Raw genomic sequence first — 25,101 nt, 5'->3', positions numbered from 1 at the left:
CGGGGCGTGGGCGTTCCGCGGCGGGACGCCCACACCCCGGCCGGTCAGCCTTCCCGGATGGTCATCTTGGCGAGCCGGTCGCCGTCGACCTCGAAGACGAACTTCGACCGGCCGTTGGCGTGATTGCTGCGCCAGTCCCCGACGACGGTGACGGTGTCGCCGGAGGCCGTGACCTCCTCCGGGGTCAGGATTCCGCGCGAGCCGATGAACTCGACGTCGCTCCATTCCTTGATCTTTTGGCGCCCGGAGAACGACCGGCCCCAGTCGTCCACGACGCCGTTTTCGGTGAACGCGTCCAGGAACGCGGCGTCGTCGTGCCGGTTCACCGCGTCGACGAACGACGCCACCGGTTCCGGAATTTCCACTTCGGACATTGCGCTTCCCTTGCTGTAGCGGCGAATCTCAGCGGGTGGTGTAACCGCCGTTGGCGAAGATAGTCTGCCCGGTGATCCACCAGCCGGACGTCGCGAGGAAGGACACGATCGGGGCGATGTCCTCGATCTTGGTCAACTGCCCGCCCATCGCCTGCGATTTGTGGAACTCGACCCGCTCCGGGGTTTCCTGGCCGTAGAAGAACGGCGTGTCCATCGGACCGGGTCCGACGGCGGTGACCGAGATCCCGCGCGAGGCGAATTCCTTGGCCGCGGCCCGGGTGAAGTGCTCGACCGGGCTCTTGCCGCCCGCGTAGGTCGAGTACCCGTCGGTGAACGCCGCGAGCAGGCTGGTCACGATCGTGATGATCTTGCCGCCGTCGGCGACGTTCTTGCCCGCCTCCTTGATGAAGAAGTACGCGGCCTTCGAGTTGATGTCGAACATCGAGTCGTACTCGTCCTCGGTGGTCTCGACGATCGGCTTGCGCAGCACCTTGCCCACCGTGTTGACCGCGACGTCGATCTTCCCGAGCGCCGCTTCCGCGTCCGCGAACAGCTTCTCCACGTTCGCCGGGACGGTCAGGTCGCCGGTCAGGACGACGCCCTTGCCGCCCGCGGCCTCGACCGCGGCGAGCGTCTCCTGAGCCTGCGGACGGGTCTGCTCGGAGTTGTAGTGGATCGCGACGTTCGCACCGGCCTCGGCGGCCTGCCTGCTGATGAGCCCGCCCAGGTTCTTCGCCCCGGCGGCGACGAGGACGTTCTTGCCCTTGAGCGTGTGGTCGGTCATGAGGACCCCTCCGTCTCTTTATCGCTGATATGCACCACTGTATCAGTGCAACAGGGACTACCATAGCGGTGTGACACAGATTGCGAACGCGGATACACGGACCCGGCTCCTGGACGCCGCCGCCGAGCAGGTCGCCGCGACGCCGGGCGAGGACATCTCGCTGCGCGCGATCTGCGCACAGGCCGGGGTGAAAATGCCGACGCTGTACCACTTCTTCGGCAGCAAACAGGGCCTGCTGGACGCGGTCGTCGAACGCGGCTTCGACCTGTACCTGGCGGAAAAAGGCGCGCACGAGCCGTCCGGCGACCCGATCCAGGACCTGCGCGACGGATGGGACGCCCACGTCGCCTTCGGGATCGCGAACCCCGGCTTCTACACGCTGATGTACGGCAAGGTCCACCCCGGCCACGCGCCCGAGGCGCAAGAACGGCCCAGCGCGATGCTGCGCGCCCTGACCCAGGCCGCCGCCGACCAGGGCCGCCTGACAGTCCCTCCGGACCAGGCGGCCGCGCACATCCTCGTGGCCAACATCGGGGTCACGCTGCGCCAGATCATCCTCGCCGAGGAGGACCGCGCGCTGTCCGTGGCGGTCCGGGAAGGCGCGATCGCCGCGATCACCGGCACCGCTGCCACCGGCAACCGGCACGCCGAGATGCACCGCGTGCTGGAGTACGCCGCGGCGAACCCGGACATCCTGGGCGCCGCGGAAACCCAGCTGCTGACCAAATGGCTCCGGACCCTCGCCGAATCAAGCTGATTCGGCGGCGGGGCGGTCGATCCGGCCGGGAAGCGGGTCTCCTTCGGGCGAGTCCGCTGCGGCGGGAGGTGTCGTCGCCGCGATGCCGCTGATCGCGAACCCGGATCCGTCGGGGTTTCCGCGTAACCAGCGGACACCGTCGCCCAGCCCAGGACGCACGGGGCTGACGTCGGACACGATCGCCACCAAGCACCTGTTCGACGGTGCGGAAGGGGGTGGCCTCGCGCCCAGTCCCCCTCGAATGTCATCCGGCCAGTACGGAGCTACATCCCCGCGCGCTCGAACGCCAGCGTAGGCAGATCAACCGCGTGCGCGCCGCCGTCCGCGACCAGCACCGCGCCGGTGATGTACGAGGACTCCGAAGATCCGAGGAACCGCACAATGGACGCGATTTCCTCCGGCTCCGCAGGCCGCCGCAGCGGCACCTCCGCGGTCACCCGCCGATACCCCTCGTCATGCCCGCCGTCAAACCCGGCCGCCTCGGCGAATTGCTCCATTTCCCCGTCCGCCATCGGCGTGCGCACCCAGCCCGGACACACCGCGTTGGCCCGGACTCCGCGCGGCCCGTAATCCCGGGCAATAGACCGAGTCAGCCCGATCAACGCGTGCTTGGCCACCGTGTATCCCGCGACATTGGGCCCGGCGAACAATCCCGCCAGCGAAGAAACAATGACGACCTGTCCGCCGCTTTCCACCAGGGAAGGCAACGCTGATCGGCAAAACACGAACGCACTGGACAAATTGGACCGGAGCGCGATCTCCCACTCCTCGTCCCCGGTGTCCACCACCGAAGACAGCCCGTGCCCGCCGGCGTTGGCCACGATCACGTCCAGTCGCCCGTACTTCTCGAGCACCTCCGCGATCGCCGCCTCCGCGTCCTGCCGAACGCTGGCGTCGCAAGCGATCACGTGCGCGCCGGTCTCCGCCGCGACCTTCTCCAACGGTTCCCGCCGCCGTCCCAGGACCACCACCTGCGCGCCTTCGCCGGCGTACCGCCGAGCAACCGCAGCCCCGATACCCGTCCCGCCGCCGGTAATCGCCACGACCCGCTTGTCTGCCATCGTCATTCCTTCCCTTTCAAGCAGGAAACCCAGACCGAGCGGAGACGCCGAAATCGGCGAGCAAGGCCTGTCCGTTCACCGTCCGCGACCGCGCGGAAGCCAGATACAGCACCTGCTGGGCGACGTCGTCGGCCGTTTGCACCGGAAATCCCGGTTCGTCCAGCAGATTCCCCAAATCCCCTCGCGCCATCGGCGTGTCCACCACCGACGGGCACACGCAATTGACCCGTACGCCGTCGAACTCGACCGAAAGGGCGCGTGTCAACGACACCACCGCGCCCTTCGAAGCGCAGTAGGGCACCATTCCCGGCGCGCCCACGAAAGCCGAATCGCTGGCCAGGAAGACGATCGAACTCCCGTCTCCCAGCCAGGGCCGAGCGTGCTTCGCGACCAGGAACTGGCCCAGCACGTTCACCGCTAGGACCGCGGTGAACTCCTCGGCGCCGGTCTCCGCGAGCGGCCGCCCGACCGGCCCTGATATCCCAGCGCAGCCGACTACCACGTCGATCCCGGCGAACGACTCGGCCACGAGCCGCACCGCCGCGGCGACCTGGCCTTCGTCAGTGACGTCCGCCCGCGCCGCGACGACGTCGCCCGGCAACGAGGGCGGCCGGACCCGGTCGAGGACTCCGACCCGCGCGCCCTCCTCCAGGAACGCCCGCGCGCAGGCCAGCCCGATCCCGGACGCGGCCCCGGTGATCAGCACGGCTTTGCCGGAGAGGTCGAGTCGCATTCCGCAATCCTGCAGCAACGGACCCTCCGGGGGTTGGCAACGAGTGCATCCTTGTTGTCAGCGACCGCACGACCCCCGGCACCCGGCTACCGCTTCCCCCGGGCCTCCGCGAACACTGCGGCGAGGAGCGCGAAGGGACACCATGAGCAACGCACACCCGCACCCCCTTGACCCGCTGACCGCCGACGAGCTCGCCGCCGGCCGGGCAGTGCTGGAGACACACGGCCTGATCACCGAGACGACCCGGTTTCCGCAGGTCCTCCCGGTCGAGCCGGACAAGGCCGCCGTACTGGCCGGGGCCCGGACCGACCGCCGGATCCAGTTCACCCTGCTCGACACCGCGACCGGCGAATCGGCCGACGCGGTCGTCTCGGTGACCGCCGGGGAACTGGTCAGCCACGAGAAGTGCGGCGAGGGTCAGCCCCCGTATCTCTTCGAGGAGTACGACCTCGCCGAGGCCATCACCAAGGCCTCCCCGGAATGGCAGGCCGCCATGCGGCGCCGCGGTCTCGGCGACCGCATCGAGCACGCGTTCTGCGCCCCGCTCGCCCCCGGCTACTTCGGCCGCGAGGACGAGACCGGCCGGGTGATCCGCTCGCTCACCTTCCTGCGCGAGGACAGCACCGACAGCCCTTGGGCGCATCCGGTCGAGGGCCTGGTCGCGCACCTCAACCTCACTGAACAGCGCGTCCTCCGCGTCGAGGACGAGGGCGACACCCCGGTCCCGGAGGACTCCGGCCGCTACGGCCACCACCCCGCGCGGACCACCCTCAAGCCGATCGAGATCACCCAGCCGGAAGGCCCGAGCTTCCAGGTCGACGGCTCGCTGGTGACATGGGAGGGCTGGCAGCTGCGCGTCGGCTTCAACGCGCGCGAGGGCCTGACCCTGCACCAGCTGACCTTCCAGGACCGCTCGGTGCTGTATCGCGCCTCCGTGCCTGAGATGGTTGTTCCTTACGGTGATACTTCAATCGGCCGGTTCTGGATCAGCTACTTCGACGCCGGCGAATACCTGCTCGGCAAGAACGGCAACAGCCTGCGCCTGGGCTGCGACTGCCTCGGCGTGATCCACTACTTCGACGCCTTCCTCGCCGACGACCACGGCCGGCCGGTGCGCGTGCCGAACGCGATCTGCATGCACGAGGAGGATTACGGAATCCTCTGGAAGCACACCGATCTCGACGGAAAGGCCGAGGTCCGCCGGTCGCGCCGGCTGGTGATCTCGTCGATCTCCACTATCGGCAATTACGACTACGGCTTCTTCTGGTATCTCTACCTCGACGGCACCATCGAATGCGAGGCCAAGGCGACCGGCATCGTCTTCTCCGGCGCGGGCGAGCCCGGGTCGACGCAGCCGCACGCGTCCGAAATCGCGCCCGGCCTGTTCGCACCGGTGCACCAGCACCTGTTCTGCGCCCGGCTCGACTTCGCGGTCGACGGCCAGCGCAACTCGGTGTACGAAGTGGACGCTGTCGGCATTCCGGTCGGCGACGAAAACCCGTATGGCAACGCCTTCACCTGGAAGGCCACGGACCTGCGCACCGAACAGGAAGCGAAACGGCACGCGAACCCGGCGACCGCGCGGGTCTGGGAAGTCCGCAGCACCGAGAACACCAACCGGCTCGGCGCGCCGACCGCCTACCAGCTCGTGCCGCGTCCGTCGGCAACCCTGATGGCGCAACCGGAATCGTCGGTCTACCAGCGCGCGACGTTCGCCACGAACCACCTGTGGGTCACGCCGTACGCGCCCGGCGAACGCTTCCCGGCGGGCGACCGCCCCAACGCGCACCCGGGCGGGGCCGGCCTGCCCGCGTGGACCGCGGCCGACCGTTCGATCAGCGACACCGACGTCGTGCTGTGGCATGTCTTCGGCCCGACGCACATCCCGCGTCCGGAGGACTGGCCGGTCATGCCGGTCGACTACTCCGGATTCATGGTGCGCCCCTATGGGTTCTGCGACCGGAACCCGGCACTCGACCTGCCCTCCGCCGCCCACGGCCATTGCGAACACTGAGGAAGGCTCCATGCCCGCGACGAATCTGTCCGACACTTCCACCTGGCTCCCGCTCGACGGTCTCGCTCCCGGCTTCGACGCAAACAAAGCGACCACTGTGGACGATCTCGACGACCAGTCGTTCACTGTGGACTGTGCCGACGGCGGCACGTTCTCGATCAGCTTCGCGCACGGTCGCGCGTCGTGGGACGAGGACGGCACCACCGGCGAGACCGCCGCCGAGACGTTCCTCGTCGACGCCGGACTGTTCTACGTGCAGTTCCACCCCGGCGCGGAAACCGCGTTCAGCCTGCTGCTGGACGTGCGCCAGGGCCGTGCGCTGGTCATCACGAGCACGATCGGCGACGGACTGCCCCGCGTGACGCAACGGTTCCGTCCCGCGACCATCCAGGGCCGCGAAGCACATGGCGAGGAGATCGCGCCCAGCACGGCGCTGATCGGCCGCCGCGTGCAGTGGGTCTACAGCGAAGAACACGCGTACGAGCACGTTTACCTCACCCCGCACTGGTACACCTGGCAATGCCTCTCCGGTCCGGAGCGTGGGCTCGCCGACACCGACGAGAACTCCGTCTACCAAATCCGGCCCGGAATCTATGTGTTCGCTTGGCGGGAGAAGGTCATCCCGTGCGCGTCGGTGACCGTGGCCGACCACCGGAACGTGCGCGAACTGCGGTCGCACGGCTCGCTGTTCGGACTGGGCGAGGACGGCACGACGCCGACACACTTCACCTTCGGCGCGTACGGCCGGCTGCTCAGCAACACCGTTTATTCGCTGGACTACGACCCCGCTGGACATTGACCCGTGGCACCTGAACTGCTTCTCACCAATGCCACTGTGTACACAGTGGACGAAGACCGGCCGTGGGCGACCTCGCTCGCGGTCGAGAACGGGCGGGTGACGACCGCCGAGGCCGGTCCGGACACCGAAGTTCTCGACCTCGGCGGCGCGTTCGTGCTGCCGGGTTTCGTGGACGTGCACAGCCACCACGCGCTCGCCGGGCGAGAATTGTTCGATCTGCGGCTGGAAAGCGGCGCGGGTCTCGACGAAATCCTCGCCGCGGTAAGGGAATGGTCGGCAGGGCTCGGTCCGGACGAATGGGTGGTGGGCGGGGCTTGGCCGTCCACTTTGGCCCCTGAACTCGGCCACGATTCGGTGCGCCGGGCGCTGGACGAGGCGGCAGGCGGCCGTCCGGTGGTGCTCATCGAGGACAGCAGGCACAACCGGTGGGCGAGCAGCCGGGCGCTGGAACTGGCCGGGATCACCGAGTCCACTTCGGACCCGGCCGGCGGGACGATCCACCGCGACCCGGACAGCGGCGCGCCGACCGGCTTGCTCATCGAGGCCGCGGGCTTGGCGGTGGAGCGGGCGATGCGGGACACCCGCACGCTCACCGCCGAGCAGCACGCCGAAGCTTCGCGGCGGGCGATCAAAATTCTGCACTCGTACGGCATTACGGCGTTCCAGGACGCCGCCGCCACGATCGACATCCTCGCGGCCCTGAAGACGCTGGACGACGCGGGCGAACTGGCCGCGTGGGTCGTGTCGTCGATGCTGGTGAACGACCCGATTTTCGGGGCGGACCCGATCGGCAAACCGCTGCTCGACCGCGCGGCGGAGTATCGCAGCGAGCATCACCGGCCGGACTTCGTGAAGATCTTCCTCGACGGCACCCCGCCCGCGCATACCGCGGCGTTCCTCGAGCCGTATCTGGGCCACGAGTGCTTCTGCGGGGACACCACGATGCCGACGGAGGAACTCGCGGATTGGCTGGACGTCGCGGTCTCGACCGGGCTTTCGGCGAAGATCCACTGCGCGGGCGACGCGGCCGTCCGGGCCACTTTGGACGCTGCCAGCGCCCTACGCGCACGCGGTGACCACACGACGAAAATCCAAGTGGCACACGGTCAGTTCATCCACCCGGACGACCTGGAACGGTTCGCGGCACTCGACGTGTCGGCGGACATCTCGCCCTTCCTGTGGGTGCCCGGCGTGATCCCGGAAGCGATCGCCCAGGTGATTCCCGCCGAACGCGCGTCGCGGATGCAGCCGAACCGGACGCTGCTAGAGACCGGCGCGCTCGTCGCCGGGGGTTCGGACTGGCCGGTGAGCGAATCCCCGAACGCCTGGGAAGGCATCGAGGGCCTGATCACCCGGCAGGACCCGCACGGCAAGCACCCCGGGAGCCTGTGGCCGGAGCAGGCGATCACGCTGGCCGAGGCGATCCGGGTGTTCACGCTGAACTCCGCGCGGGCCTGCGGACTGGACGACGTGACGGGGTCGTTGACACCGGGCAAGTCGGCGGACTTCGTGGTGCTGGACCAAGACCCGTTCCAGACCCCGGCGAACGAGCTGGCCGGGATCAAGGTGCGAGAGACGTGGTTCAGCGGCAAGCGGGTCTTCGCGCGGGATTGAGGGCTCGTGCGTGGTGATGCCGGTTCTCAGAGGGCTCGTGCATGGTTATCCCGGTTCTCAGCGGACTCGTGCGTGGCAATGCCGGTTCTCAGCGGACTCGTGCGTGGAAATTCCGGTTCTCAGCGGGATAACCACGCACGACCCCTGCGGCGCGTGCGGGACTTTCCCCAAGTCGCGCTTGCTGTGGACAACCCGGCTGAAGGGGCCGGGATTGTCGGTGGGGGCGGATAGACTGGGCAAGGGCCGTCCCCCAGAGGAGGGCGGGGGTTTGCGCCGCCGGGGGTTTGCGCCGCCGGGGGTTTGCGCCGCCGGGGGGTTGGTTTCTCCGTGGGTTGGTGTCTCCGGGGTCACGCTGCCGGGGTCACGCCGCCGGGCGTTTGCTCCGCGGCGGCATTGGACCGCCCGGGGCATCACGCCACCCAGGTCAATCGGTCGTCCGGGGCAGTGCGCCGCTCGAGGGGCATTCCGCCGCAGGACATTGCGCCTCCCAGGACATTGGGCCGCCCGGGGCATCGCGGCACTCTCGGGGCGAGATTCCGACACCCGGGACATTGCGCCGCCCGCGCGGCTTGCGCCACCCAGGCGTCGCGCCACCCAGGCTTGCGCAAGGATCACGAATCCGCGATGGCGCAGCCCCGCCGTGGCACCGCGGCGGCTAAGCGGCCTGGCGACGACACCCCTCCAGAACCGCGCCCCACAACAACCCTCCCCCCGACGTGATCTCGCGCGTGGCAACCGCACACAAAACCGCGAGCGCCACGCACGACGCCACTACGCCAGCAGGAACTCCGCCACTCGCTCCCCCATCAGCACCGCGGGCGCGTTTGTGTTCCCGCTGATCACCCGCGGCAGCACCGAAGCGTCCGCGACCCGCAGGCCGGACACCCCGCGCACCGCCAGCGTCGGATCCGTCACTGCCAGCTCGTCCGTTCCCATCCGGCACGTGCCCACCTGGTGGTGATAGGTGATCGCGGTGCGCCGGACGTATTCCCGGACCTCCGCCGGTCCCGGGTACAGCTCCCGCGCACCCCACTCGTCGGCCAAGGCTGGGGCGCGGCCGATCGACCGGCACTGCTCCACCGACGCGACCAGGCTTTCGAAGTCCGCCGGATGTGCGAGCGCGGCCAGATCGATCAGCGGCATCTCGTTCGGATCCGCGCTGCGCAACCGCAGCGTTCCCCGGCTTTGCGGCGTGATCATGCCCGCCATCAGCGAGAATCCGGTCGGCGGCCCGGTCATCCACGATTCGTACATCGGCACGCTGAAGTGGATCGGCTGGGTGTCCGGCACCGCCAATCCCGGACGGCTGCGCCAGAACAGGTGTGTTTGCGTGACCGAATGCCCGGTCTGCGGTGGCGCGACCTCGCGCCGGTCGGTGGCGAACACGACCGGTGACAGCAGGTGGTCATGGAGGTTCTCGCCGACGCCCGGCAGGTCCGCGACGACGTCCAGGCCCAGCGCGGCGACGTCGTCGGCCGGGCCGATCCCGCTGCGCAGCAGGATTGCCGGAGACGCCAGCGCACCGGCGGCGAGCACGACTTGATCGGCGAACAGTGGCTGAAGCTCACCGTCGATCTCCGCTAGGACCCCGACGCAGCGGTCGCCCTCGAACAGCACGCGATGCACCAGCGCGCCGGTGTGCACGGTCATCTGATCGGCGACCGGTTCGGCGTAGCAGAGCCAGGTGTTGCGTCGCCGTCCACCGGCCATGGTGACTTGCTGCACGGAGATGCCGTCGAGGGTGCCGCTGTTGTAATTGTCGTTGAACGGCAGGCCGATTTCCTGCGCCGCGTCCACAATGGACTGCTGGATCGGCTGCAGCGGATCGTGCCGCTCCAGGTCGAGCAGGTCGCGCTCGATCCGCTCGTACACCGGGCGCACGTCGTCCCAGGTCCAGCCAGGCAGGTCCCAGCCGTCGTAGTCCGCCGCCGCGCCGCGGACCCAGATCATCGCGTTCAGCGAATGCGAGCCGCCGAGCACCTTTCCGCGTGGCAGATGCAGCCTGCGGTTCCCGGCGTGCGGCTGCGGCACCGTGTAGTAGTCCCAGTCCTCGGCGGCGTGCCACAGTTCCGCCGCGCGCGACGGGTCGTGGATCGCCGCGTTCGTGTCCGGTCCGCCCGCTTCCAGCAGTGTCACCTTCGCGCCCGCGTCGACCAGCCGCCGGCACACCACCGAGCCCGCCGAACCCGCGCCTACCACGATCACGTCCATGTCCTGATCCTGACCGGTCCCCCGGCAGCGACCGGAATTGTCTTCACTGGCCGACAACGGGCGTGCCCTCGCGGACAAGACCGCCCGCCCGCCGCGCGCCGATACTCGGAACCGACCAGAAGCTTGGGACTAGGGAGCGCCATGCCGACGACACTGCCGACACGCCTGTTCATCGACGGTCAGTGGACCGAGGCCGGCGGGGAGCCCATCCCGACCCGCGATCCGGCCACCGGCACGGTTCTCGAAGACGTCGGGACAGCAACGCAGGCGGACGTCGACGCCGCGGTCGCCGCCGCGCGCCGCGCGCTGACCTCGCCGGAGTGGGCCGGGCTCGCACCGGTGCAGCGGGCGAAACTGCTGTTCCGCCTCGCCGATCTCGTCGACGAACACCACGAGGAACTCGCCGCGCTGGAAACCCGCGACCAGGGCCAGCCGATCGGCATCTCCCGGCAGGTGAGCGTCACCGGCGCGGCCGAGCACCTGCGGTATTTCGCTGGCTGGGTCACGAAAATCCAGGGCACCACGAACCCGGTGTCGTTCCCGGACACCCTGCACTACACGCGCCGCGAGCCGGTGGGCGTGAACGCGCTGATCACGCCGTGGAACTTCCCGCTGATGATCCTCGTGTGGAAACTCGCGCCCGCGCTCGCCACCGGCAACACCGTCGTGATCAAGCCGAGCGAGGTCACGCCGCTGACCAGCATCCGGCTGGTACAGCTGGCCGAGCAGGCTGGTATCCCAGCAGGCGTGGTCAACCTGGTGACCGGCGACGGTCCGGTGGGCGCGATGCTGAGCTCGCACCACGACGTCGACCACGTGTCGTACACCGGCTCCACCGCAGTCGGGAAGCTGATCACCGCGGCGAGCGCGGAGTCCAACCTCAAGCGGCTGACCCTCGAACTCGGCGGCAAGGCCCCGAGCATCATCGCCGCCGACGCCGACCTGGACGCCGCCGTCGCGGGCAACCTCGCCGGCGCGACGCTGAACACCGGCCAGGTCTGCGCGGCGTACACGCGGTTCTACGTCGACCGCAAACGCGAACAGGAGTTCGTGGAGAAAATGGCCGCCGGACTCGCCGGGCTCCAGGTCGGCCCCGGCCTGGACGAGACGACCCAGGTCGGGCCGCTCGTGTCGGACAAGCATCGCAAACACGTGGCGAACCTCGTCGCGACCGGTCGCTCCGAAGGCGCGGACCTGATCACCGGGGGCGCGGAAGTCGACCGCGACGGCTATTTCTACGAGCCGACGCTGTTCGCGGGCGTCACGGACACCATGACGATCATGCGCGAGGAGATCTTCGGCCCGGTGCTGGCGGTGACGCCGTACGACGACCCGGACGAGCTGGTCGCGCGCGCGAACGACACGCAGTACGGCCTCGCCGCGACCGTGTGGACTCGCGACATCCGTACCGCGCAACGTTATGCGGACGGGATCCGCGCGGGCGCGGTGTTCGTGAACATGCCGCCGATCCCGGACATGGCCGCTCCGTGGGGCGGGTACAAGGCGTCGGGCTGGGGCCGCGAGATGGGGCCGTGGGCACTGGACGCGTACACCGAGACGAAAGCTGTTTGGCTGCACTACGGTTACTGAACGCGTGCCAGGCTCGGCAGTCCGGTGTGGACTGCCGAGCCTCGGTCAGCGGGCCAACCTGCACCTCGGCTCGACGTTGACGATCCGTCGGTCCACGGGTCAGCCCGCTCGGAGCAGCGCCAGGTCGCCGCGCCCGCCCGGATCGGGCGGTTCGCGACAGAGCCGTCCGGTCACTCGGCGCGACGGGTCGCCCTCCCCGAATGGACGTATCGTGCGCGGCCGGTGCCGTCGTCGCCGAGGAAGACCAGGGGCAGGTGAATTCCGCCCTGAGCCTCGCGAAGGATCAGCGTGTCGCCTTCGAGAAGGACCAGTTCGGACTTGCTTGCGGAGCTCAGCTCCGCGGCTGTCCCTTTAGGACGTTGCTCCAGCCAGACCCGCCCGTCGTCGTCTTGGGAGACCACGAGATCGGCGACCGCGCTGGCGTAAGTGCCGAGATAACGGTCCGCGGCGAACGGCTCCGGCTCTTCCGGCGGACGAGGCGGAAGCGACACCTCGACGCCGCCGAATTCCTTGAGCAGCGCGGGAACGAGGTCGGCGTACAGGCCCATCGCGTCGCCTCCGTTGGTCAGCAACGCCACCACGAGGTCGCTTTCGGGCACCAGCCGCAGGAACGCGGCCTGGCCGATGGTGTTGCCGTCGTGGCCGTAGACCTGGCCGGCCGGAGTGTCGAACAGCTCCCAGCCGAGGCCCCAGGCGTCACCCATGATGCCGAGCGGCGGAAGACTGACCTGCCGCTCCACCATGGCCGCGGCGCTTTCCGCGCTCAGCACTCCGGCCCCGCCCGCGAGATGCATGCGGGCGAAGGCGACCAAATCCGCCGCGGACATCGCGAGCGACGACCCGGCCGGACCGTTGGACCGCAGCATCGACCAGAACGGCGCGGGCACGAGGTCGGCACCGGGTTCGGGTTCGAGGTGCCCGAGCGCGGCGCGGAAGCGGATCGCGTCGAGGGCGTTCGGCGAGAACTGCTGGAGTTTCAGCGGGGTGCCGAGGTATTCGCGGAGGCAGTCCTCGTAATGCTTGCCGCGCAACACTTCCACCAGCCGGCCGAGAACGACGTACCCAGCATTGTTGTAGGAGAACAACTCGCCGGGAGGGAAAAGCTGGGCAACGCCGTCGAGCGTCGCGACGAACTTCTCGACCGCGTCGTCGCCGGGCCCGGTGTCGGTGAAGAGGTCGCCCTCGAACCCGGCGGTGTGGCTGAGCAACTGGCGCACGGTGACGGCCGCGTCGCCCAGTTTGAGCTCGGGGAGGTACCGCTGGACGGGGGCGTCGAGATCGACCAGACCCTCGTCCACCAGCTGCAGGACGAGGGTGGCGGTCCACACCTTGGTGATCGAGCCGATTTGGAATACCGAATCGGTGGTGGCGGTGACCCCAGTGCCGAGATTCAGCACCCCGGCGGCCGCGGTGGCCGTCTCCTCGCCGACCGCCACCGCGAGCACGGCGGCGGGGACCCGGTGGTGTTCCAGCAGCGCGGGAAGTTCCCGCTCCAGCCGCCTGCGGAGAGCGTCGAGCTTGTCCATCCCGGCAAGCTATCGCCGTGCGGAGGCGAAAAGTTCGTCTCCGGGCACGGAAAAACCCGCGGCGGTCTGGAGCGCCGGACGAACCGTCAGACGAGCACCTCCCCGTCCCGCGCCACCACCCGGCCGCCCGCGATCACCAACGCACGCACCGGCGCCCGCAGCAACGCGTCCGGCACATTCTCCGCCGCCACCAACACCACATCCGCCCGGCAACCCGGCACCAGATCATGCCGAACCCGACCCACGAACGACCCCGCCCGCCGCGTCGCCAGCTCCACCGCCGCCGTCAGATCCTCGTCTGTCCGCAGTCCGTGCAGCCGGGCGAAATCGAACGCGATCCGCAGAATGTCGCCGTCGCCATACGGAGACCACAGGTCACGGATCCCGTCGGTGCCAAGGCCGACCGGGACCTCGCGCGCGGACAACTCGGTCCACGGCAGCGGGGCCTTCCGCACGGGTGCCACGGTCGCCAGCGAGATGCCCGCTTCGGCAATCCGGTCGAGCAGCGCCGCCTGCCGCGCTGGGGGAACCTCGCCCAGAGCGAAGCCGTGCGACACGGTGACCTTGCCCTGCAGCCCGGCCCGCACGGTCCGGTCGGCGATCAGCTCGTACTGGAACGCGCCCAGCTCACCGCCATCGTGCAGGTGGATATCGAGGCCGACGCCGCGTCGCTCGGCGATCTCGAACAGCCCGTCGAGCTGGCCGACCGGGTCACGGTCGATGCCCGCCGGGTCGAGGCCGCCGATCCGGCTCGCGCCCGCCGCCGCGGCCTCGTCGAGCAGCGCGAGCACCCCGGGCCGCCGCAGCACACCGTCCTGCGGGAAGGCCACGATCTCGACCTCCACCGCGCCGCCCAGCTGTTCCGCGGCCTGCCGTACGATTTCGATGCCGCGCAGCCCCAGGCCAAGGTCGACGTCCACGTGGCTGCGCGCCGCGGTGGTGCCGTGCCGCAGGAATTCGCGCAGCACCGTCTCGGCGAGCTCGACGCTCGGGATCCCCAGCGCGTCCCGCTCGGCCCGCTCGTGCGCGATGCGCCCTTCGGTGCTCGCGACGCCGCCGTAGGAGACCCACGGCTTGCCCCACCAGCTCTTGTCGACGTGCGCGTGCGCGTTGACGAACCCGGGCAGCGCGAGCAGCCCCGCGCCGTCGATCCGCTCGCCCTCGACCGGAGCGGAACCCGCGGGCCGGACGTCGGAGATGCGGTCGCCGTCGAGGACGAGGTCGGCCGGGTCGCCGCCCCAGGGGCGCACGCCGGTCACAGTGAGAGAAGCCATGTCAATGGTATACCAAACCGCCCTGCCAGCCTGGCCCTGACACTCCCAGGACCGAGGGGTACTGGCCGCGCCGCGCCGCCGGCAGCACCATGGACAGCAGCCGCGACGGAACCGGCGCGGTGAGAAAAGAAGGGCGGAACATTGACCGACAACCTCCCCGGCGGGACGTTCACGTTGGGCGGGCGCACCGTCGCCCGCCTGGGATACGGCGCGATGCAGCTGGCCGGACCCGGCGTCTTCGGACCGCCGAAGGACCGTGACGAGGCGATCGCGGTCCTGCGCACGGCCGTCGAACTGGGCGTGAACCACATCGACACCGCTGACTTCTACGGGCCGTACGTGACGAACGAACTGCTCCGCGAAGCGCTCGCGCCCTACGACGGGCTGCAGATCGTCACCAAGGTCGGCGCGGTGCGCGACGACCAGGGCGGCTGGATCCACGAGCGTTCGCCGGAGCAGCTGCGCGAACAGGTGGAGTCGAACCTGCGGAACCTCGGCGTCGAGGCGCTCGACGTGGTGAACCTGCGCGTCGGCGGCGGACCGGACGGGCACTCGCCGGTGCCGGGTTCGCTGGCCGAACCGTTCGGCGCGCTCGCCGAAATGCGCCAGGAAGGCAAGATCAAGGAACTCGGCGTGAGCGTGGTCGACGCCGAGCAGGTGGCCGAGGCGCAGTCGATCGCGCCGGTGGTCACCGTGCAGAACTGGTACAACGTCGCGCACCGCGGGGACGAGAAGCTCATCGAATCCCTTGCCGCGCAGGGCATTTCCTACGTTCCGTTCTGGCCGCTCGGCGGGTTCAGCCCGCTGCAGTCGTCGACCCTCGACGAGGTCGCCGCCCGGCTCGGCGCCAGCCCGAAGGCGGTCGCGCTGGCCTGGCTGCTGCACCAGTCGCCGAACATCCTGCTGATTCCCGGCACGTCATCGGTCGCGCACCTGCGGGAGAACGTCGCGGCGGGCGACCTGGAGCTGCCCGCGGACGCGCTGGCCGAATTGGACGCTATCGCCGGATAACCACGGATCGGGGTGCTGGTTGTCGGCAGCCAGCACCCCGGAAAACCCGGCGATAGTGTCCGGTGAACAGCCAGCGAATTCCTTTCCCGGCACGGGCGATCACCCGACGAACGACGGTGCACCAGAAGTCCTGGCGCGATTAGCGTGACCGACGGCAGTTTCCGCCACGCTAAGGAGAAAAACGCGCCGATGAACGTCAAAAGCGCCTGTGCCGCGATTCTCGCCGTCGCCGGGCTGATCGCCGCCCCGGCCACCGCCTCGGCCGCGACGTCCGAGTTGCCCAGCTACGACCAATGGCAGGCCGACGTGCGCGCAGCAGTCGACCCGGCCATCCCGTGGCTGACCGACCGGGTCGCGAAGGGCGGATCGAGGCTGGCGATCGTGCTGGACATCGACAACACCTCGCTGGAAACCGAATACCACCCCGGCGCGCCGAACCGGCCGGTGCTCGCGGTCGCCCAATGGGCGGGCCAGCACCAGATGTCCGTCCTGTTCGTGACTGCGCGGACCAGTTCCTCCTCGGCGCGCACGCAGCTGAGCAACGCGGGTTACCGGGTCGACGCGATCTGCACCCGCAAGTCCGGCGAAGGCACCGCGCAAGGCAAACAACGCTGCCGCGCCGACCTGACCCGGCAGGGCTACACGATCACGGCGAACATCGGCAACCGGTCCACCGACCTCGAGGGCGGGGACTACGAAAAGGGCTTCAAACTGCCGGACTACGACGGCCAGCTCTCGTGACGCTCGTGCGCGGCGATGCCGGCTCCCGCCGGCATCGCCGCGCACGAGCGTCACCGGCTCAGCCACTCCGCCAGCCCGACCTTTCCCCGCCACGCGTCTTCCGCCGGCACCAGGCTGTCCTTGCCCAGCACCGCCCCGAAGTACGTCGCCTCCGGGTCGGTCACCACCTCGCGCGGATCCTTCCGCGCGGTCAGCACCCGCCGGATCCACTCGTCCATCGGCAGCACGTCCGGACCGCCGATCTCGACGATCCCGCCGACCGGCGGTTCGCCCGCGGCCTGCGCTACCACCACCGCGACGTCCTCCGCCGCGATCGGCTGCGTGCCGCCGTCGGAAAGCCGCACCACGCCGTCGACCGTCGAGGAGTCCGCGATCGCGTCGGCGAATTCGAAGAACTGCGTCGCGCGCACGATCGTATAAGCCAGCCCGCTTTCCCGAATCAGTTTCTCCTGCGCGACCTTTGCCCGCAGGTAACCCGAATCCGGCAGCTCGTCCGCGCCCACGACGGACAGTGCGACGAAATGCCCGACTCCGGCTTCGCGCGCGATCCGCACCAGATTCCCGGTCGAGCGCTGGAAGAATTCCCGGACGTCGTCGTCCGCGAACGACGGCGAATTCGACACGTCCACCAGCACGTCGGCCCCCCGCAGCACGCCGGACAGCCCTTCGCCGGTCACCGCGTTCACGCCGGTGCTCGGCGAGGCCGCCACGACCTCGTGTCCCGCGAGCAACCGGACGACCTGCGCACCGATCCGCCCGGTGCCGCCGATGACGACGATCTTCATGCTCGTTCCCTCCGTTCCCGCCGCGGCGGCCGCCGCGAGCGTCGCCAGTCAGGACCGGACAGCGCGCCGGTTTGTGACACCCCGGCCCGCTAAGCTCGCGATACCCGCCGGAGGAGGAAGGAATCCGCCCGCTGATGGAGGAAATGGCCGAGGCCGCCTCGGTGTTCGCGCAGGTCCGGCCGCGGTTGTTCGGGATCGCGTACCGGATGCTCGGCAGCGTCGCCGACGCTGAAGACCTCCTGCAGGACGTCTGGCTGCGCTGGCAGACCTGCGACCGTTCGGCCGTCCGCAACCCCGGCGCGTTCCTCGCGACCACCACGACGCGGCTGGCCATCACCGCGAGCCAGACCGCGCGCGTCCGGCACGAAACCTACGTCGGCCCCTGGCTGCCCGAACCCGTCGACACCTCCGCCGACCCGCAACTCGGCGCCGAGCGAGCCGCCGCCCTCGAGGTGGCCGTGCTGTTCCTGCTGGAAAAACTGCCGGCGACGGAACGGGCGGCGTACGTGCTGCGCGAGGCGTTCGACTATCCGTACCAGCAGATCGCCGACATCGTGCAGACCACCGAGGTGAACGCGCGCCAGCTGGTCAGCCGTGCGCGCAAGCACCTCGCCGCGGAACGCCGGACGCCCGTCGAACCGGCGGAACAGCGGCGGCTGCTCACCGCGTTCGTGGACGCCGCGCGCTCCGGCGACCTGGCGACGCTGGAGAAACTGCTCGCCGAGGACGTCGTCAGCTACTCCGACGGCGGCGGCGCGGTCCGCGCGACGCGGATTCCGGTGGTCGGCGCGGTCACGGTGGCGAAGTACCTCCGCGCGTTCGCCGACCGGTTCTGGACCGATGCCGAGGTGCGCTGGAGCGACGTCAACGGCCAGCCCGCGGCGGTGGTCAGCCACGGCGGAACGGTGACCGCGGTGCTGACCGTCTCGGCGTCGGCCGAGGGCGTCCACCGCGTGTTCTGGCAGATGAACCCGGCCAAGCTCGGGGCGTACGCGGCCTGAACCCGGGGTACCCGACGGGGATGAAGCGACCCGGCCCGGTGCGCTGGCTGCACTACGTGTACGGCGGAGTACTCCCCGAGGAGTACCGGGAGTGGGTGCTGTACGACGCGACCGCGAAAACCTGGGTGCTGCGCTTCGCGTTCCGGATCTTCATCGAGGCGCTGCCCTGGCTGATCGCGGGCTACGTCGTTCTCACCCTGGTCACGCCGATGCCCGCCGGGATGATCATTGCTGCGCTGCTGATCAGCCTGCTGCTGAGCCTGTTCCTCACCGTCACGAGCGCCGACGAACTCGCCGAGGTCCGGCTAGCCAAACACGGTTTCCCGCCCGGCGCCGGGAAAGAAGTCCGCAAACGCCGCGGCGGCGCGTCGACCTGGCCCTGAGCAGGCGGCCGAACGCGTAACCGCTGGGTTACGCTTCCGTCGTGGATCTGGTCGCCAGCGCGATCGCCGACCCAGTGCGGCGGGACATCCTGACGTTCCTGCGACAGCAGCGGCTGTCCGCCGGAGAGATCGCCGCGCGCTTCGCCATCAGCCGACCCGCGGTGTCGCGACACTTGCGCGTGCTGCGGGAAAGCGGGCTGGTGCGCGACGAAGTCGTAGGCAGGCAACGGTTTTACGCGCTCGACCCGCAAGGTTTCGCCGGACTTACCGCCTGGCTCACCCAGCTTCTCGCCCCGCCGGCCTGGCCGCAGCGGCTCGACGCGCTCGAGACCGAGGTCCACACCGCATGAAACCCGTGCCCAGTGCGAGCGCGCACCGTCTCGCCGACAGCGTCGCCCTGGTCCTGCCTCGCACCTTCCGCGCGCCGATCGACGACGGGCGGGGAACCACGGCTGGAATCCCGGGGCGCGGCAACGGAACTCCAGCTGGTGCACCACCTGGACTCCGCGGACAAGATCCCGGACGCCGAACCTGGCTGGGAGTACTGCCTCGACCTGCTCACCGCCGCCTTCGACGGCACGCCGAGGCCGGACTTCGCCGATTGCCACCCCTCGATGACGCCCTATTTCACCGAATTGGCCGGAAAGTTCTCCTGACCGGCCGTCAATAGTCCACTTCGGACAGTCGGCGGCCGAACGCGATGTCCTTGAGCAGCCAAGACTTCCCCGTTCGGCTGATCGGGACAACCGGCGCGGACTCGCGCGACCGACTGTCCGATCCTCGGCGCCATATGGAGTACACTGCTGTACCAGTTACTTTCAGTAGTCCCGCGTGACGAGGTGTGGGCCGGTCCGGTGGGAGGTGCACGGTGGACGCGACACTGGGCAGCACGCTGGTCGCCGAGGCGGACGAGGACGAGCGCACCGACGCCGAGCTCCTCGCCGCGGTACGCGCCGGAGATTGCCAGGCCGGCGGGGAATTGTTCCGGCGGCACGTCGCGCTGATGCGCCGCGTCGCCGCCGGTTTGGTGCGCCAGCAAGCCGAACGCGACGACCTGGTCGCCGAAGCCTTCGCGCGCGTGCTCAGCACCGTCGCGGCCGGCGGCGGCCCGGAGTCCAACGCTCCGGCGTATCTCGTGGCCACAATGCGAAATCTCTTCGCACGCTGGAGCCGCCACGAAAACCGGATCGATCTCTATGCGACAGTGCCGGAACCCGTGACTCTCGACGGCGGGGCTGACGAACTCGCTGTCATGCGCTCAGAAGACCGGCTCGTGTGGTCGGCCTACCGGACCCTGCCCGGACGCTGGCGCACAGTGTTGTGGCGCATGTCCGCCGAAGGCAACACGCCGGCGGAACTCGCGCCGCTGCTCGGCGTTTCCCCGAACGGCGTCGCGGTGCTCGCCCGCCGCGCCCGCGAAGGACTCCGGCAGGCGTACCTGCAAGTCCAGGTGCCGGACGCGAAACTGCCGCAGTGCCAAGAAGTCCGCCGCCGGATGGGCGCGTGGCTGCGCGGCACCCTGCCCGCACGTCGGGCCGGAGTCCTCGCCGGACACCTCGCCGCGTGCGAACCGTGCCACGCGGTCGCCGCCGAACTGGCCGAGGTCAACCGCGAACTGCCCCGGATGACCGGCTGCTGCGACCCGGCGATCCCGAAGCCCCGCTAGCCAGATCCGCGGTCCCGCGCCCAGACGTCCGTTATCCGGAAATCCCGCCAGCCAGGTTCTGCGTGATCAGATTGACCGTGAAGACAAACCGGTCATGCCCGGTGCCGGACGTCAGCTCCGCCGCGTACTGGCGGGTGCGGGGGAACTTCTCCTCCGGCAGTCCGCTGAACCGATCGATCAGGTCCTCCCGGCTCAGCACCCACTCGCCGCCGTGCTGCTGGCGCTGCTGGACGAGCGACCGTTCCCAGGCGTACGCGGTGACGTAGAGCGTGAGCGAGTCCAGCGCCCACGCGGCGGTCTGCGGTTCGATGCCTCCGGCCAGCAGGATCGCCAGGATTCCTTCGCTGACCCGAAGTGTTTCCAGGTGCGTCGGAACCATCGCGAGCGCGGCGCGCGACACCCCTGGGTACTTCAGGTACAGATCGCGGATCTGCCCGTAGACGTCCAGGACCTGCTGCCGCCACGTCGCCGGGTCCGGTTCGGGCAGTTCGATCTGCGCGCAGAGCCTGCCGATGAGCAGATCGTCGAGGTCCTCTTTGTTGACGATGTGCGCGTACAGCGACGACGGCCCGGTGCCGAGCACGGCGGTGACCCGGCGGACGGTCAGCGCGTCGTAGCCCTCGGTGGCGACGACCTGCAGCGCGGCCTCGGTGATCCGCTCGACCGTGATGGGTTCTTTCCGCGGTTTCGGCGCGGCCTCGGCGCGGGCGGACGCGTGCCGGGCGGCGCGGCGCTCTCGGGGGGCAGCGGGCATGCCCGTCACTATAGCTTGACACGAACTTAGTTCGTCATTTAGAACTTAGTTCGTGACTACTGAACTTAGTTCGTCTCCGCGTGCCGAACCGCTTCCGCTGGTCCAGGCATCGCTCGTGCTGGCGGTCGTCGTCATCGCCGACCTGATGGACCTGATCGACACCAGCGTCGCCGCCCTCGCCGGCCCTTCGATCCGCGCGGACCTCGGCGGCGGGCCGATCACCCTGCAGTGGGTGCTGTCGGCCTACACCGCGGCGTTCGCGCTCGGCCTCGTGACGTCCGGCCGGCTCGGCGACCTGCTCGGCAGGCGCAGGCTGTTCCTGCTCGGCATGACCGGCTTCACCGTCTCGTCGCTGGCCTGCGGGCTCGCGCCCGGCCCCGGGTTCCTGATCGGCGCCCGCGTGTTCCAGGGCCTGTTCGGCGCGGTGATGATCCCGCAGGGCATCGCGCTGGTGAAGGTCGTGTTCCCGCCCGACCAGCTGCGCAAGGCCCTGATGCCGTTCGGTCCGATCATGGGCCTGGCCACGGTCGCCGGACCGATCCTCGCCGGCTGGCTGCTGCACCTGAACCTGTTCGGCAGCGAATGGCGCTCGATTTTCCTGATCAACGTCCCGTTCGGCCTTCTCGCCGGACTGCTCGGCCTGCGGGTGCTGCCGCGGCACAGCGGCGAAGACCGCGATGCCCGCCTCGACCTGCGCGGTGTCGGCCTGCTGACCGCGGCGTCAGTGCTGCTCATCGTGCCGCTCATCCAAGGACGCGAACTCGGCTGGCCGGTGTGGACGTACGTGTCGATGGCCGCTGGCGTGGTCGCCTTCGGTTTGTTCGCGAGGTCCGAACGCCGCAGCAGCCACCCGGTGATCGCGCCGTCGCTGTTTTCCCAGCGCGGCTTCGTGTTCGGGCTGCTGATCACCGGCGGGTTTTACGCCTCGCTCAGCGGATTCGTGCTCGTCGTGAACCTGCTCCTGCAGTCCGGTCTCGGCTGGACGCCGCTGCAGTCCGGCTTCGCGCTGCTCCCCTGGGCCGCTGGCACCGCTCTCGCGACCCTGCTGTCCGGTGCGGTGCTCGCCGCGCGACTCGGCCGCGCTTCCCTCCGCTTAGGACTGGCCATCGCCGTCGCCGGCCTGCTCGCCCTGTGGTGGTCGATCGCGCACTGGGGCACCGCCATCACCGTCTGGCAGATGGCTCCCGCCCTCTTCGTCACCGGCGCCGGTTCCGGACTGTTGTTCATTCCGCTTTTCGATTTCGTCCTCGGCGACGCGACACCCGAAGAAGCCGGCAGCGGTTCCGGAATGCTCAACGCCGCCCAGCAATTCGCCGGAGCCATCGGGGTCGCCGCGCTCGGCACGGTGTTTTTCGCCCGGGTCGGCCCCGCGGCCGCACCGTCCTGGATTCCCGCCGCCGAACTGGTTTTCGGTCTCTGCGCCGGTCTCTGCCTCGTGGCGCTATCCCTCGTCGGGTTCCTCCCGAAACATTCCGCCCACTGAGACGAGGCCCCCAGTGCCGAAGACCGCTCTGCTCACCGGGACGAGCCGCGCCGTCGGACTCGGCTTCGCCGCCGCCCGGCTCCTGTCCGAACTGGACTATCACGTAATCCTCACCGCCCGGGACCTAGCCCGCGCGGAATCCCTTGCCGCACAACTCCCGAACGCCACCGCGTTACGGCTCGACCTCACCGATCACTCCACCATGACCGCCGCCGCCGACTATGCGGCCCAAACCTTCGGTCGCCTCGACGTGCTGATCAACAACGCCAGCGACATCGTCGATTTCGCTGCGCTGTCCGCGCTCGACGCCGATCCGGCCGCCGTCCAGTCCGCATTGGACATTGACGTGCTCGGCCCTTGGCAGTTGACGCAACTGGTGCTGCCGCTGCTGAAAGCCGCTCCGGCGCATTCCTTCGCCAAGCACGCGCTGAACACTCTGACCGGCGTGCTCGCCACGGCGCCGCGGGACACGCCGATCCTCGTCAACGCCGTCGATCCGGGCGAAACCGCCACCCATCCCGAACGCGGGGACGAGGACACGGCCCGCCCAGCGCTCGAAAGCGCCCGCGGGGTGGGGTGGGCCGCGACGTTGCCGCCCGGTGGTCCGACCGGCGGTCTCTTCCGCGACGGCCAGCTGGTGCTGTCCCTGCTTCCCGGAACGGAAAACACCGCGGGCCCGGACCGTGACCGGTCCGGGCCCGCAGCGGGAAAACCCTTATTACGCCAGGATCAGTGACCCAGGTGCAGGCTGTCCAGGTGCACGTTGCTCGCGTGCGACTCGAGGCCGCCCGCCACGTCGTGCAGGTGGTTCTGGACCTCGTTGAGCGGCGCGGCGTGCGCGGCTTCCGGCAGCTCGCCGGTCGTCGCGTGCTGGGTGCCGGTCTCGACCGCGTCCTGGACGGTGCTCGTGACGTGCTGAGCAGCCGCGTTGACGGCCGGCGCGTGCGCGGTCGCGCCCTCGATCGCGTGGGTCAGCGAACCCGCGTTCGGGGCGGCCGGCAGCTCCGGAGCGTGCGGCAGCTCGCCGACGCCCGGGACCGACGGGGCCTGCGGCAGCGCGCCGACGCCCGGCACCTGCGGCAGTTCGCCGGCACCCGGAACCTGCGGAAGCGAACCGACACCGGGGACCTGCGGCAGCGCGCCGACGCCCGGGACCTGCGGCAGGTGCGGCAGCTCGCCCGCACCCGGAACCGCCGGGACACCCGGAACGGCCGGAAGCGCGCCGGTCGCGTGGTCCAGCGTGCCGGACAGGTCGCCGGCCGAGGTCAGGTCGCCGGTCGCCTGGGTCAGGTCGGCGCGGACGTCGTGGACGCCGACCGGCGTCGAGCCGATCGCCTCGTTGACGGTGCCCAGCAGGTGCGAGCCGCCCTGGCGGACGTCCTCGACGATGCCGCTGACCGGGCCGCCGACGACCGGGAGCTTCCCGGACTCGGACACGACGGCCTTCCAGGTCAGCGCGTCGCCGAGGTGGTTGGTGGTCGCGTCGACCGCGGAGCCGACGAGCTTGCCGTCGAAGACGTGCTCGCCCACCGCGTTCACGGTGTTCTGCGTGTCGATCGCGGCGGCGTCGAGGATCGGGCCGACCACCGGGACCGAGTGGGTCGCGTCGGCGACGTGATCCAGCACGCCGGAGACCGCGCCCAGGGTGCCGTGGGTGACGGTGTTCAGGCCGGTCGCGTCCGCGACGTTGCTGACGCCCTCGAAGACCGGGCTCAGGTTCGGCAGGCCGCCGAGGAGGCCGCCGAGGCCGTCGCCCGCCTCGTGCGCCACCGGCTCGGCGGCGGAGTTGGCCTTGTCGAACGCGCCGGCCAGGTCGGCCTTGGGCACGCTCGGGGCGGCGGGCACGCCCGGCACGGCCGGGACGCCCGGCACGGCGGGAGCGGCCGGCAGCGGGGCGCTGTCCATGACGAGCGGCATGATGTCCTGCACGTCCGACGGGTTCAGCTCGCCGAGGCCGGCGCCGTTGAGCACCCCCTGCGGGTCGGCCTTGTACTCCGCCAGCGACTGCGGGTCGTTCAGCAGGTTCAGCGCGAATTCGTGCAGCGTCTGCACCGGGCCCATAGTTTGTATTCTCCTGTGGTGACAACGGATCGGGGTGGGGTGTCCGAGAAACGGACGAGCCGGCCCCAGAGCCGGCTCCTTTTCCGAACATAGGACGCCGCCGAATGCCCGCCATCGGGGGGTCACCCGGGTTAGCCGGGGCACCCACTAGGGACTTCGCCCCTCCCCCGATTAGGGGCACTAGGGGATTCGGCGCGTCCCCGCTGGTCACAGCGTCGCCGACGCACCACCCCGCCGAGGGCCGCCCACCCCACCGATCGGGGGACGGACGCGGGACTCCCGGAGAGGTTCGCCAGGACCACCCGTTGGTGTGACACCTACAGGGCTTTTCGGACTCGCGCGGGCCGATTCGGAAGACGGGAACGGCGGGGAGACCAGGGTCACCGGTCTCCCCCCCGGTTCCCGGGCCGCCCCGGAGAGGAACGGGGAATCCGCGTCGAATAACGCTCAGCGAAGGGGATCCCGTTCCCATTGCCGTA

General features: G+C 69.8%; 24 protein-coding genes. 14 read left to right on the top strand and 10 right to left on the bottom strand.

What is annotated here, in order from left to right; all coding sequences use genetic code 11:
- Positions 1 to 44: 44 nt before the first annotated feature.
- Together H5411_RS24245 and H5411_RS24240 are read right to left on the bottom strand one after the other, a co-directional pair.
- Positions 45 to 374, bottom strand: coding sequence for a nuclear transport factor 2 family protein (locus tag H5411_RS24245; protein ID WP_183125100.1), 330 nt, complete (start codon positions 372 to 374; stop codon positions 45 to 47).
- Between the two features lie 28 nt (positions 375 to 402).
- A complete protein-coding gene (locus H5411_RS24240; RefSeq protein WP_183125099.1) occupies positions 403 to 1,158 on the bottom strand; it encodes an SDR family oxidoreductase in 756 nt (251 codons plus the stop codon).
- 70 nt (positions 1,159 to 1,228) lie between these two features.
- Here H5411_RS24240 and H5411_RS24235 point away from each other — a divergent pair, with 70 nt between their 5' ends.
- Complete coding sequence (locus H5411_RS24235) at positions 1,229 to 1,915, top strand: TetR/AcrR family transcriptional regulator (RefSeq protein ID WP_312878591.1); 687 nt, start codon at positions 1,229 to 1,231, stop codon at positions 1,913 to 1,915.
- Between the two features lie 263 nt (positions 1,916 to 2,178).
- Here the strand turns inward: H5411_RS24235 and H5411_RS24230 are convergent, their stop codons facing one another.
- Together H5411_RS24230 and H5411_RS24225 are read right to left on the bottom strand one after the other, a co-directional pair.
- A complete protein-coding gene (locus tag H5411_RS24230) occupies positions 2,179 to 2,976 on the bottom strand; it encodes an SDR family NAD(P)-dependent oxidoreductase (RefSeq protein ID WP_183125098.1) in 798 nt (265 codons plus the stop codon).
- Positions 2,977 to 2,992: 16 nt separating this feature from the next.
- Positions 2,993 to 3,709: an SDR family NAD(P)-dependent oxidoreductase gene (locus H5411_RS24225; protein ID WP_183125097.1), complete on the bottom strand. Its 717-nt coding sequence runs from the start codon at positions 3,707 to 3,709 to the stop codon at positions 2,993 to 2,995.
- Between the two features lie 142 nt (positions 3,710 to 3,851).
- Here H5411_RS24225 and H5411_RS24220 point away from each other — a divergent pair, with 142 nt between their 5' ends.
- Genes H5411_RS24220 through H5411_RS24210 form a run of 3 tightly spaced genes read left to right on the top strand, consistent with a single transcriptional unit; the run spans position 3,852 to position 8,136 of the window.
- The gene (locus H5411_RS24220; RefSeq protein WP_183125096.1) at positions 3,852 to 5,723 is read left to right on the top strand and encodes a primary-amine oxidase; all 1,872 of its coding nucleotides are present in this window, start codon (positions 3,852 to 3,854) and stop codon (positions 5,721 to 5,723) included.
- Positions 5,724 to 5,733: 10 nt separating this feature from the next.
- Complete coding sequence (locus H5411_RS24215; RefSeq protein ID WP_183125095.1) at positions 5,734 to 6,522, top strand: MoaF C-terminal domain-containing protein; 789 nt, start codon at positions 5,734 to 5,736, stop codon at positions 6,520 to 6,522.
- 3 nt (positions 6,523 to 6,525) lie between these two features.
- On the top strand, positions 6,526 to 8,136 hold the full coding sequence (locus H5411_RS24210; RefSeq protein WP_183125094.1) for an amidohydrolase: 1,611 nt from the start codon (positions 6,526 to 6,528) through the stop codon (positions 8,134 to 8,136).
- A 771-nt stretch (positions 8,137 to 8,907) separates the two neighbouring features.
- Here the strand turns inward: H5411_RS24210 and H5411_RS24205 are convergent.
- Entirely contained in the window at positions 8,908 to 10,347 is a 1,440-nt protein-coding gene (locus tag H5411_RS24205; RefSeq protein WP_183125093.1) for a GMC family oxidoreductase, read from the bottom strand.
- A gap of 153 nt (positions 10,348 to 10,500) precedes the next feature.
- Between H5411_RS24205 and H5411_RS24200 the strand changes: the two genes are divergently transcribed.
- Positions 10,501 to 11,937 (top strand): aldehyde dehydrogenase family protein, encoded by a 1,437-nt coding sequence (locus tag H5411_RS24200; RefSeq protein WP_183125127.1) that lies wholly within the window; start codon positions 10,501 to 10,503, stop codon positions 11,935 to 11,937.
- A gap of 170 nt (positions 11,938 to 12,107) precedes the next feature.
- On the opposite strand, the gene H5411_RS24195 is transcribed toward H5411_RS24200, so the two are convergent.
- The gene (locus H5411_RS24195; protein ID WP_183125092.1) at positions 12,108 to 13,463 is read right to left on the bottom strand and encodes a serine hydrolase domain-containing protein; all 1,356 of its coding nucleotides are present in this window, start codon (positions 13,461 to 13,463) and stop codon (positions 12,108 to 12,110) included.
- 86 nt (positions 13,464 to 13,549) lie between these two features.
- A complete protein-coding gene (locus H5411_RS24190) occupies positions 13,550 to 14,737 on the bottom strand; it encodes an amidohydrolase (protein ID WP_183125091.1) in 1,188 nt (395 codons plus the stop codon).
- 141 nt (positions 14,738 to 14,878) lie between these two features.
- On the opposite strand from H5411_RS24190, the gene H5411_RS24185 reads away from it, so the two are divergent.
- A complete protein-coding gene (locus H5411_RS24185) occupies positions 14,879 to 15,748 on the top strand; it encodes an oxidoreductase (protein WP_183125090.1) in 870 nt (289 codons plus the stop codon).
- A 189-nt stretch (positions 15,749 to 15,937) separates the two neighbouring features.
- Positions 15,938 to 16,489 (top strand): HAD family acid phosphatase, encoded by a 552-nt coding sequence (locus H5411_RS24180; RefSeq protein WP_183125089.1) that lies wholly within the window; start codon positions 15,938 to 15,940, stop codon positions 16,487 to 16,489.
- Positions 16,490 to 16,539: 50 nt separating this feature from the next.
- Here H5411_RS24180 and H5411_RS24175 read toward each other — a convergent pair whose 3' ends face one another.
- Positions 16,540 to 17,274 carry an SDR family oxidoreductase gene (locus H5411_RS24175; RefSeq protein ID WP_101438313.1) on the bottom strand — a complete coding sequence of 245 codons (735 nt, stop codon included), beginning with the start codon at positions 17,272 to 17,274 and terminating at the stop codon, positions 16,540 to 16,542.
- 134 nt (positions 17,275 to 17,408) lie between these two features.
- Between H5411_RS24175 and H5411_RS24170 the strand changes: the two genes are divergently transcribed.
- From H5411_RS24170 to H5411_RS24150, 5 genes are all read left to right on the top strand, one after another.
- Entirely contained in the window at positions 17,409 to 18,275 is an 867-nt protein-coding gene (locus tag H5411_RS24170) for an RNA polymerase sigma-70 factor (protein WP_183125088.1), read from the top strand.
- 20 nt (positions 18,276 to 18,295) lie between these two features.
- The gene (locus H5411_RS24165; RefSeq protein WP_183125087.1) at positions 18,296 to 18,658 is read left to right on the top strand and encodes a DUF5313 family protein; all 363 of its coding nucleotides are present in this window, start codon (positions 18,296 to 18,298) and stop codon (positions 18,656 to 18,658) included.
- 41 nt (positions 18,659 to 18,699) lie between these two features.
- Positions 18,700 to 19,008 (top strand): metalloregulator ArsR/SmtB family transcription factor, encoded by a 309-nt coding sequence (locus H5411_RS24160; RefSeq protein WP_183125086.1) that lies wholly within the window; start codon positions 18,700 to 18,702, stop codon positions 19,006 to 19,008.
- 138 nt (positions 19,009 to 19,146) lie between these two features.
- Positions 19,147 to 19,314 (top strand): SRPBCC family protein, encoded by a 168-nt coding sequence (locus tag H5411_RS24155; protein WP_183125085.1) that lies wholly within the window; start codon positions 19,147 to 19,149, stop codon positions 19,312 to 19,314.
- Positions 19,315 to 19,526: 212 nt separating this feature from the next.
- On the top strand, positions 19,527 to 20,324 hold the full coding sequence (locus H5411_RS24150; RefSeq protein WP_101438311.1) for a sigma-70 family RNA polymerase sigma factor: 798 nt from the start codon (positions 19,527 to 19,529) through the stop codon (positions 20,322 to 20,324).
- 31 nt (positions 20,325 to 20,355) lie between these two features.
- Here the strand turns inward: H5411_RS24150 and H5411_RS24145 are convergent, their stop codons facing one another.
- On the bottom strand, positions 20,356 to 21,078 hold the full coding sequence (locus H5411_RS24145) for a TetR/AcrR family transcriptional regulator (RefSeq protein ID WP_183125084.1): 723 nt from the start codon (positions 21,076 to 21,078) through the stop codon (positions 20,356 to 20,358).
- Positions 21,079 to 21,130: 52 nt separating this feature from the next.
- On the opposite strand from H5411_RS24145, the gene H5411_RS24140 reads away from it, so the two are divergent.
- The gene (locus H5411_RS24140; RefSeq protein WP_312878590.1) at positions 21,131 to 22,561 is read left to right on the top strand and encodes an MFS transporter; all 1,431 of its coding nucleotides are present in this window, start codon (positions 21,131 to 21,133) and stop codon (positions 22,559 to 22,561) included.
- Positions 22,562 to 22,574: 13 nt separating this feature from the next.
- The gene (locus H5411_RS24135; RefSeq protein WP_183125083.1) at positions 22,575 to 23,297 is read left to right on the top strand and encodes an SDR family NAD(P)-dependent oxidoreductase; all 723 of its coding nucleotides are present in this window, start codon (positions 22,575 to 22,577) and stop codon (positions 23,295 to 23,297) included.
- On the opposite strand, the gene H5411_RS24130 is transcribed toward H5411_RS24135, so the two are convergent.
- Entirely contained in the window at positions 23,291 to 24,622 is a 1,332-nt protein-coding gene (locus tag H5411_RS24130; RefSeq protein WP_220817388.1) for an IniB N-terminal domain-containing protein, read from the bottom strand. The two genes, H5411_RS24135 and H5411_RS24130, sit on opposite strands and share 7 nt — an antisense overlap.
- Positions 24,623 to 25,101: the final 479 nt, after the last annotated feature.

This window comes from Amycolatopsis echigonensis (assembly GCF_014174495.1).
In the GTDB taxonomy this organism is placed as follows: Bacteria; Actinomycetota; Actinomycetes; order Mycobacteriales; family Pseudonocardiaceae; genus Amycolatopsis; species Amycolatopsis echigonensis.
This window is presented reverse-complemented; position numbering and strand designations above follow the sequence as displayed.

Bases quoted from the DNA above. Each gene is read 5' to 3' on its own strand.
- H5411_RS24245 (WP_183125100.1), bottom strand. From the start codon at position 374: ATGTCCGAAGTGGAAATTCCGGAACCGGTGGCGTCGTTCGTCGACGCG.
- H5411_RS24240 (WP_183125099.1), bottom strand. From the start codon at position 1,158: ATGACCGACCACACGCTCAAGGGCAAGAACGTCCTCGTCGCCGCCGGG.
- H5411_RS24230 (WP_183125098.1), bottom strand. From the start codon at position 2,976: ATGGCAGACAAGCGGGTCGTGGCGATTACCGGCGGCGGGACGGGTATC.
- H5411_RS24225 (WP_183125097.1), bottom strand. From the start codon at position 3,709: ATGCGACTCGACCTCTCCGGCAAAGCCGTGCTGATCACCGGGGCCGCG.
- H5411_RS24220 (WP_183125096.1), top strand. From the start codon at position 3,852: ATGAGCAACGCACACCCGCACCCCCTTGACCCGCTGACCGCCGACGAG.
- H5411_RS24215 (WP_183125095.1), top strand. From the start codon at position 5,734: ATGCCCGCGACGAATCTGTCCGACACTTCCACCTGGCTCCCGCTCGAC.
- H5411_RS24205 (WP_183125093.1), bottom strand. From the start codon at position 10,347: ATGGACGTGATCGTGGTAGGCGCGGGTTCGGCGGGCTCGGTGGTGTGC.
- H5411_RS24195 (WP_183125092.1), bottom strand. From the start codon at position 13,463: ATGGACAAGCTCGACGCTCTCCGCAGGCGGCTGGAGCGGGAACTTCCC.
- H5411_RS24190 (WP_183125091.1), bottom strand. From the start codon at position 14,737: ATGGCTTCTCTCACTGTGACCGGCGTGCGCCCCTGGGGCGGCGACCCG.
- H5411_RS24180 (WP_183125089.1), top strand. From the start codon at position 15,938: ATGAACGTCAAAAGCGCCTGTGCCGCGATTCTCGCCGTCGCCGGGCTG.
- H5411_RS24175 (WP_101438313.1), bottom strand. From the start codon at position 17,274: ATGAAGATCGTCGTCATCGGCGGCACCGGGCGGATCGGTGCGCAGGTC.
- H5411_RS24170 (WP_183125088.1), top strand. From the start codon at position 17,409: ATGGAGGAAATGGCCGAGGCCGCCTCGGTGTTCGCGCAGGTCCGGCCG.
- H5411_RS24165 (WP_183125087.1), top strand. From the start codon at position 18,296: ATGAAGCGACCCGGCCCGGTGCGCTGGCTGCACTACGTGTACGGCGGA.
- H5411_RS24145 (WP_183125084.1), bottom strand. From the start codon at position 21,078: ATGCCCGCTGCCCCCCGAGAGCGCCGCGCCGCCCGGCACGCGTCCGCC.
- H5411_RS24130 (WP_220817388.1), bottom strand. From the start codon at position 24,622: ATGGGCCCGGTGCAGACGCTGCACGAATTCGCGCTGAACCTGCTGAAC.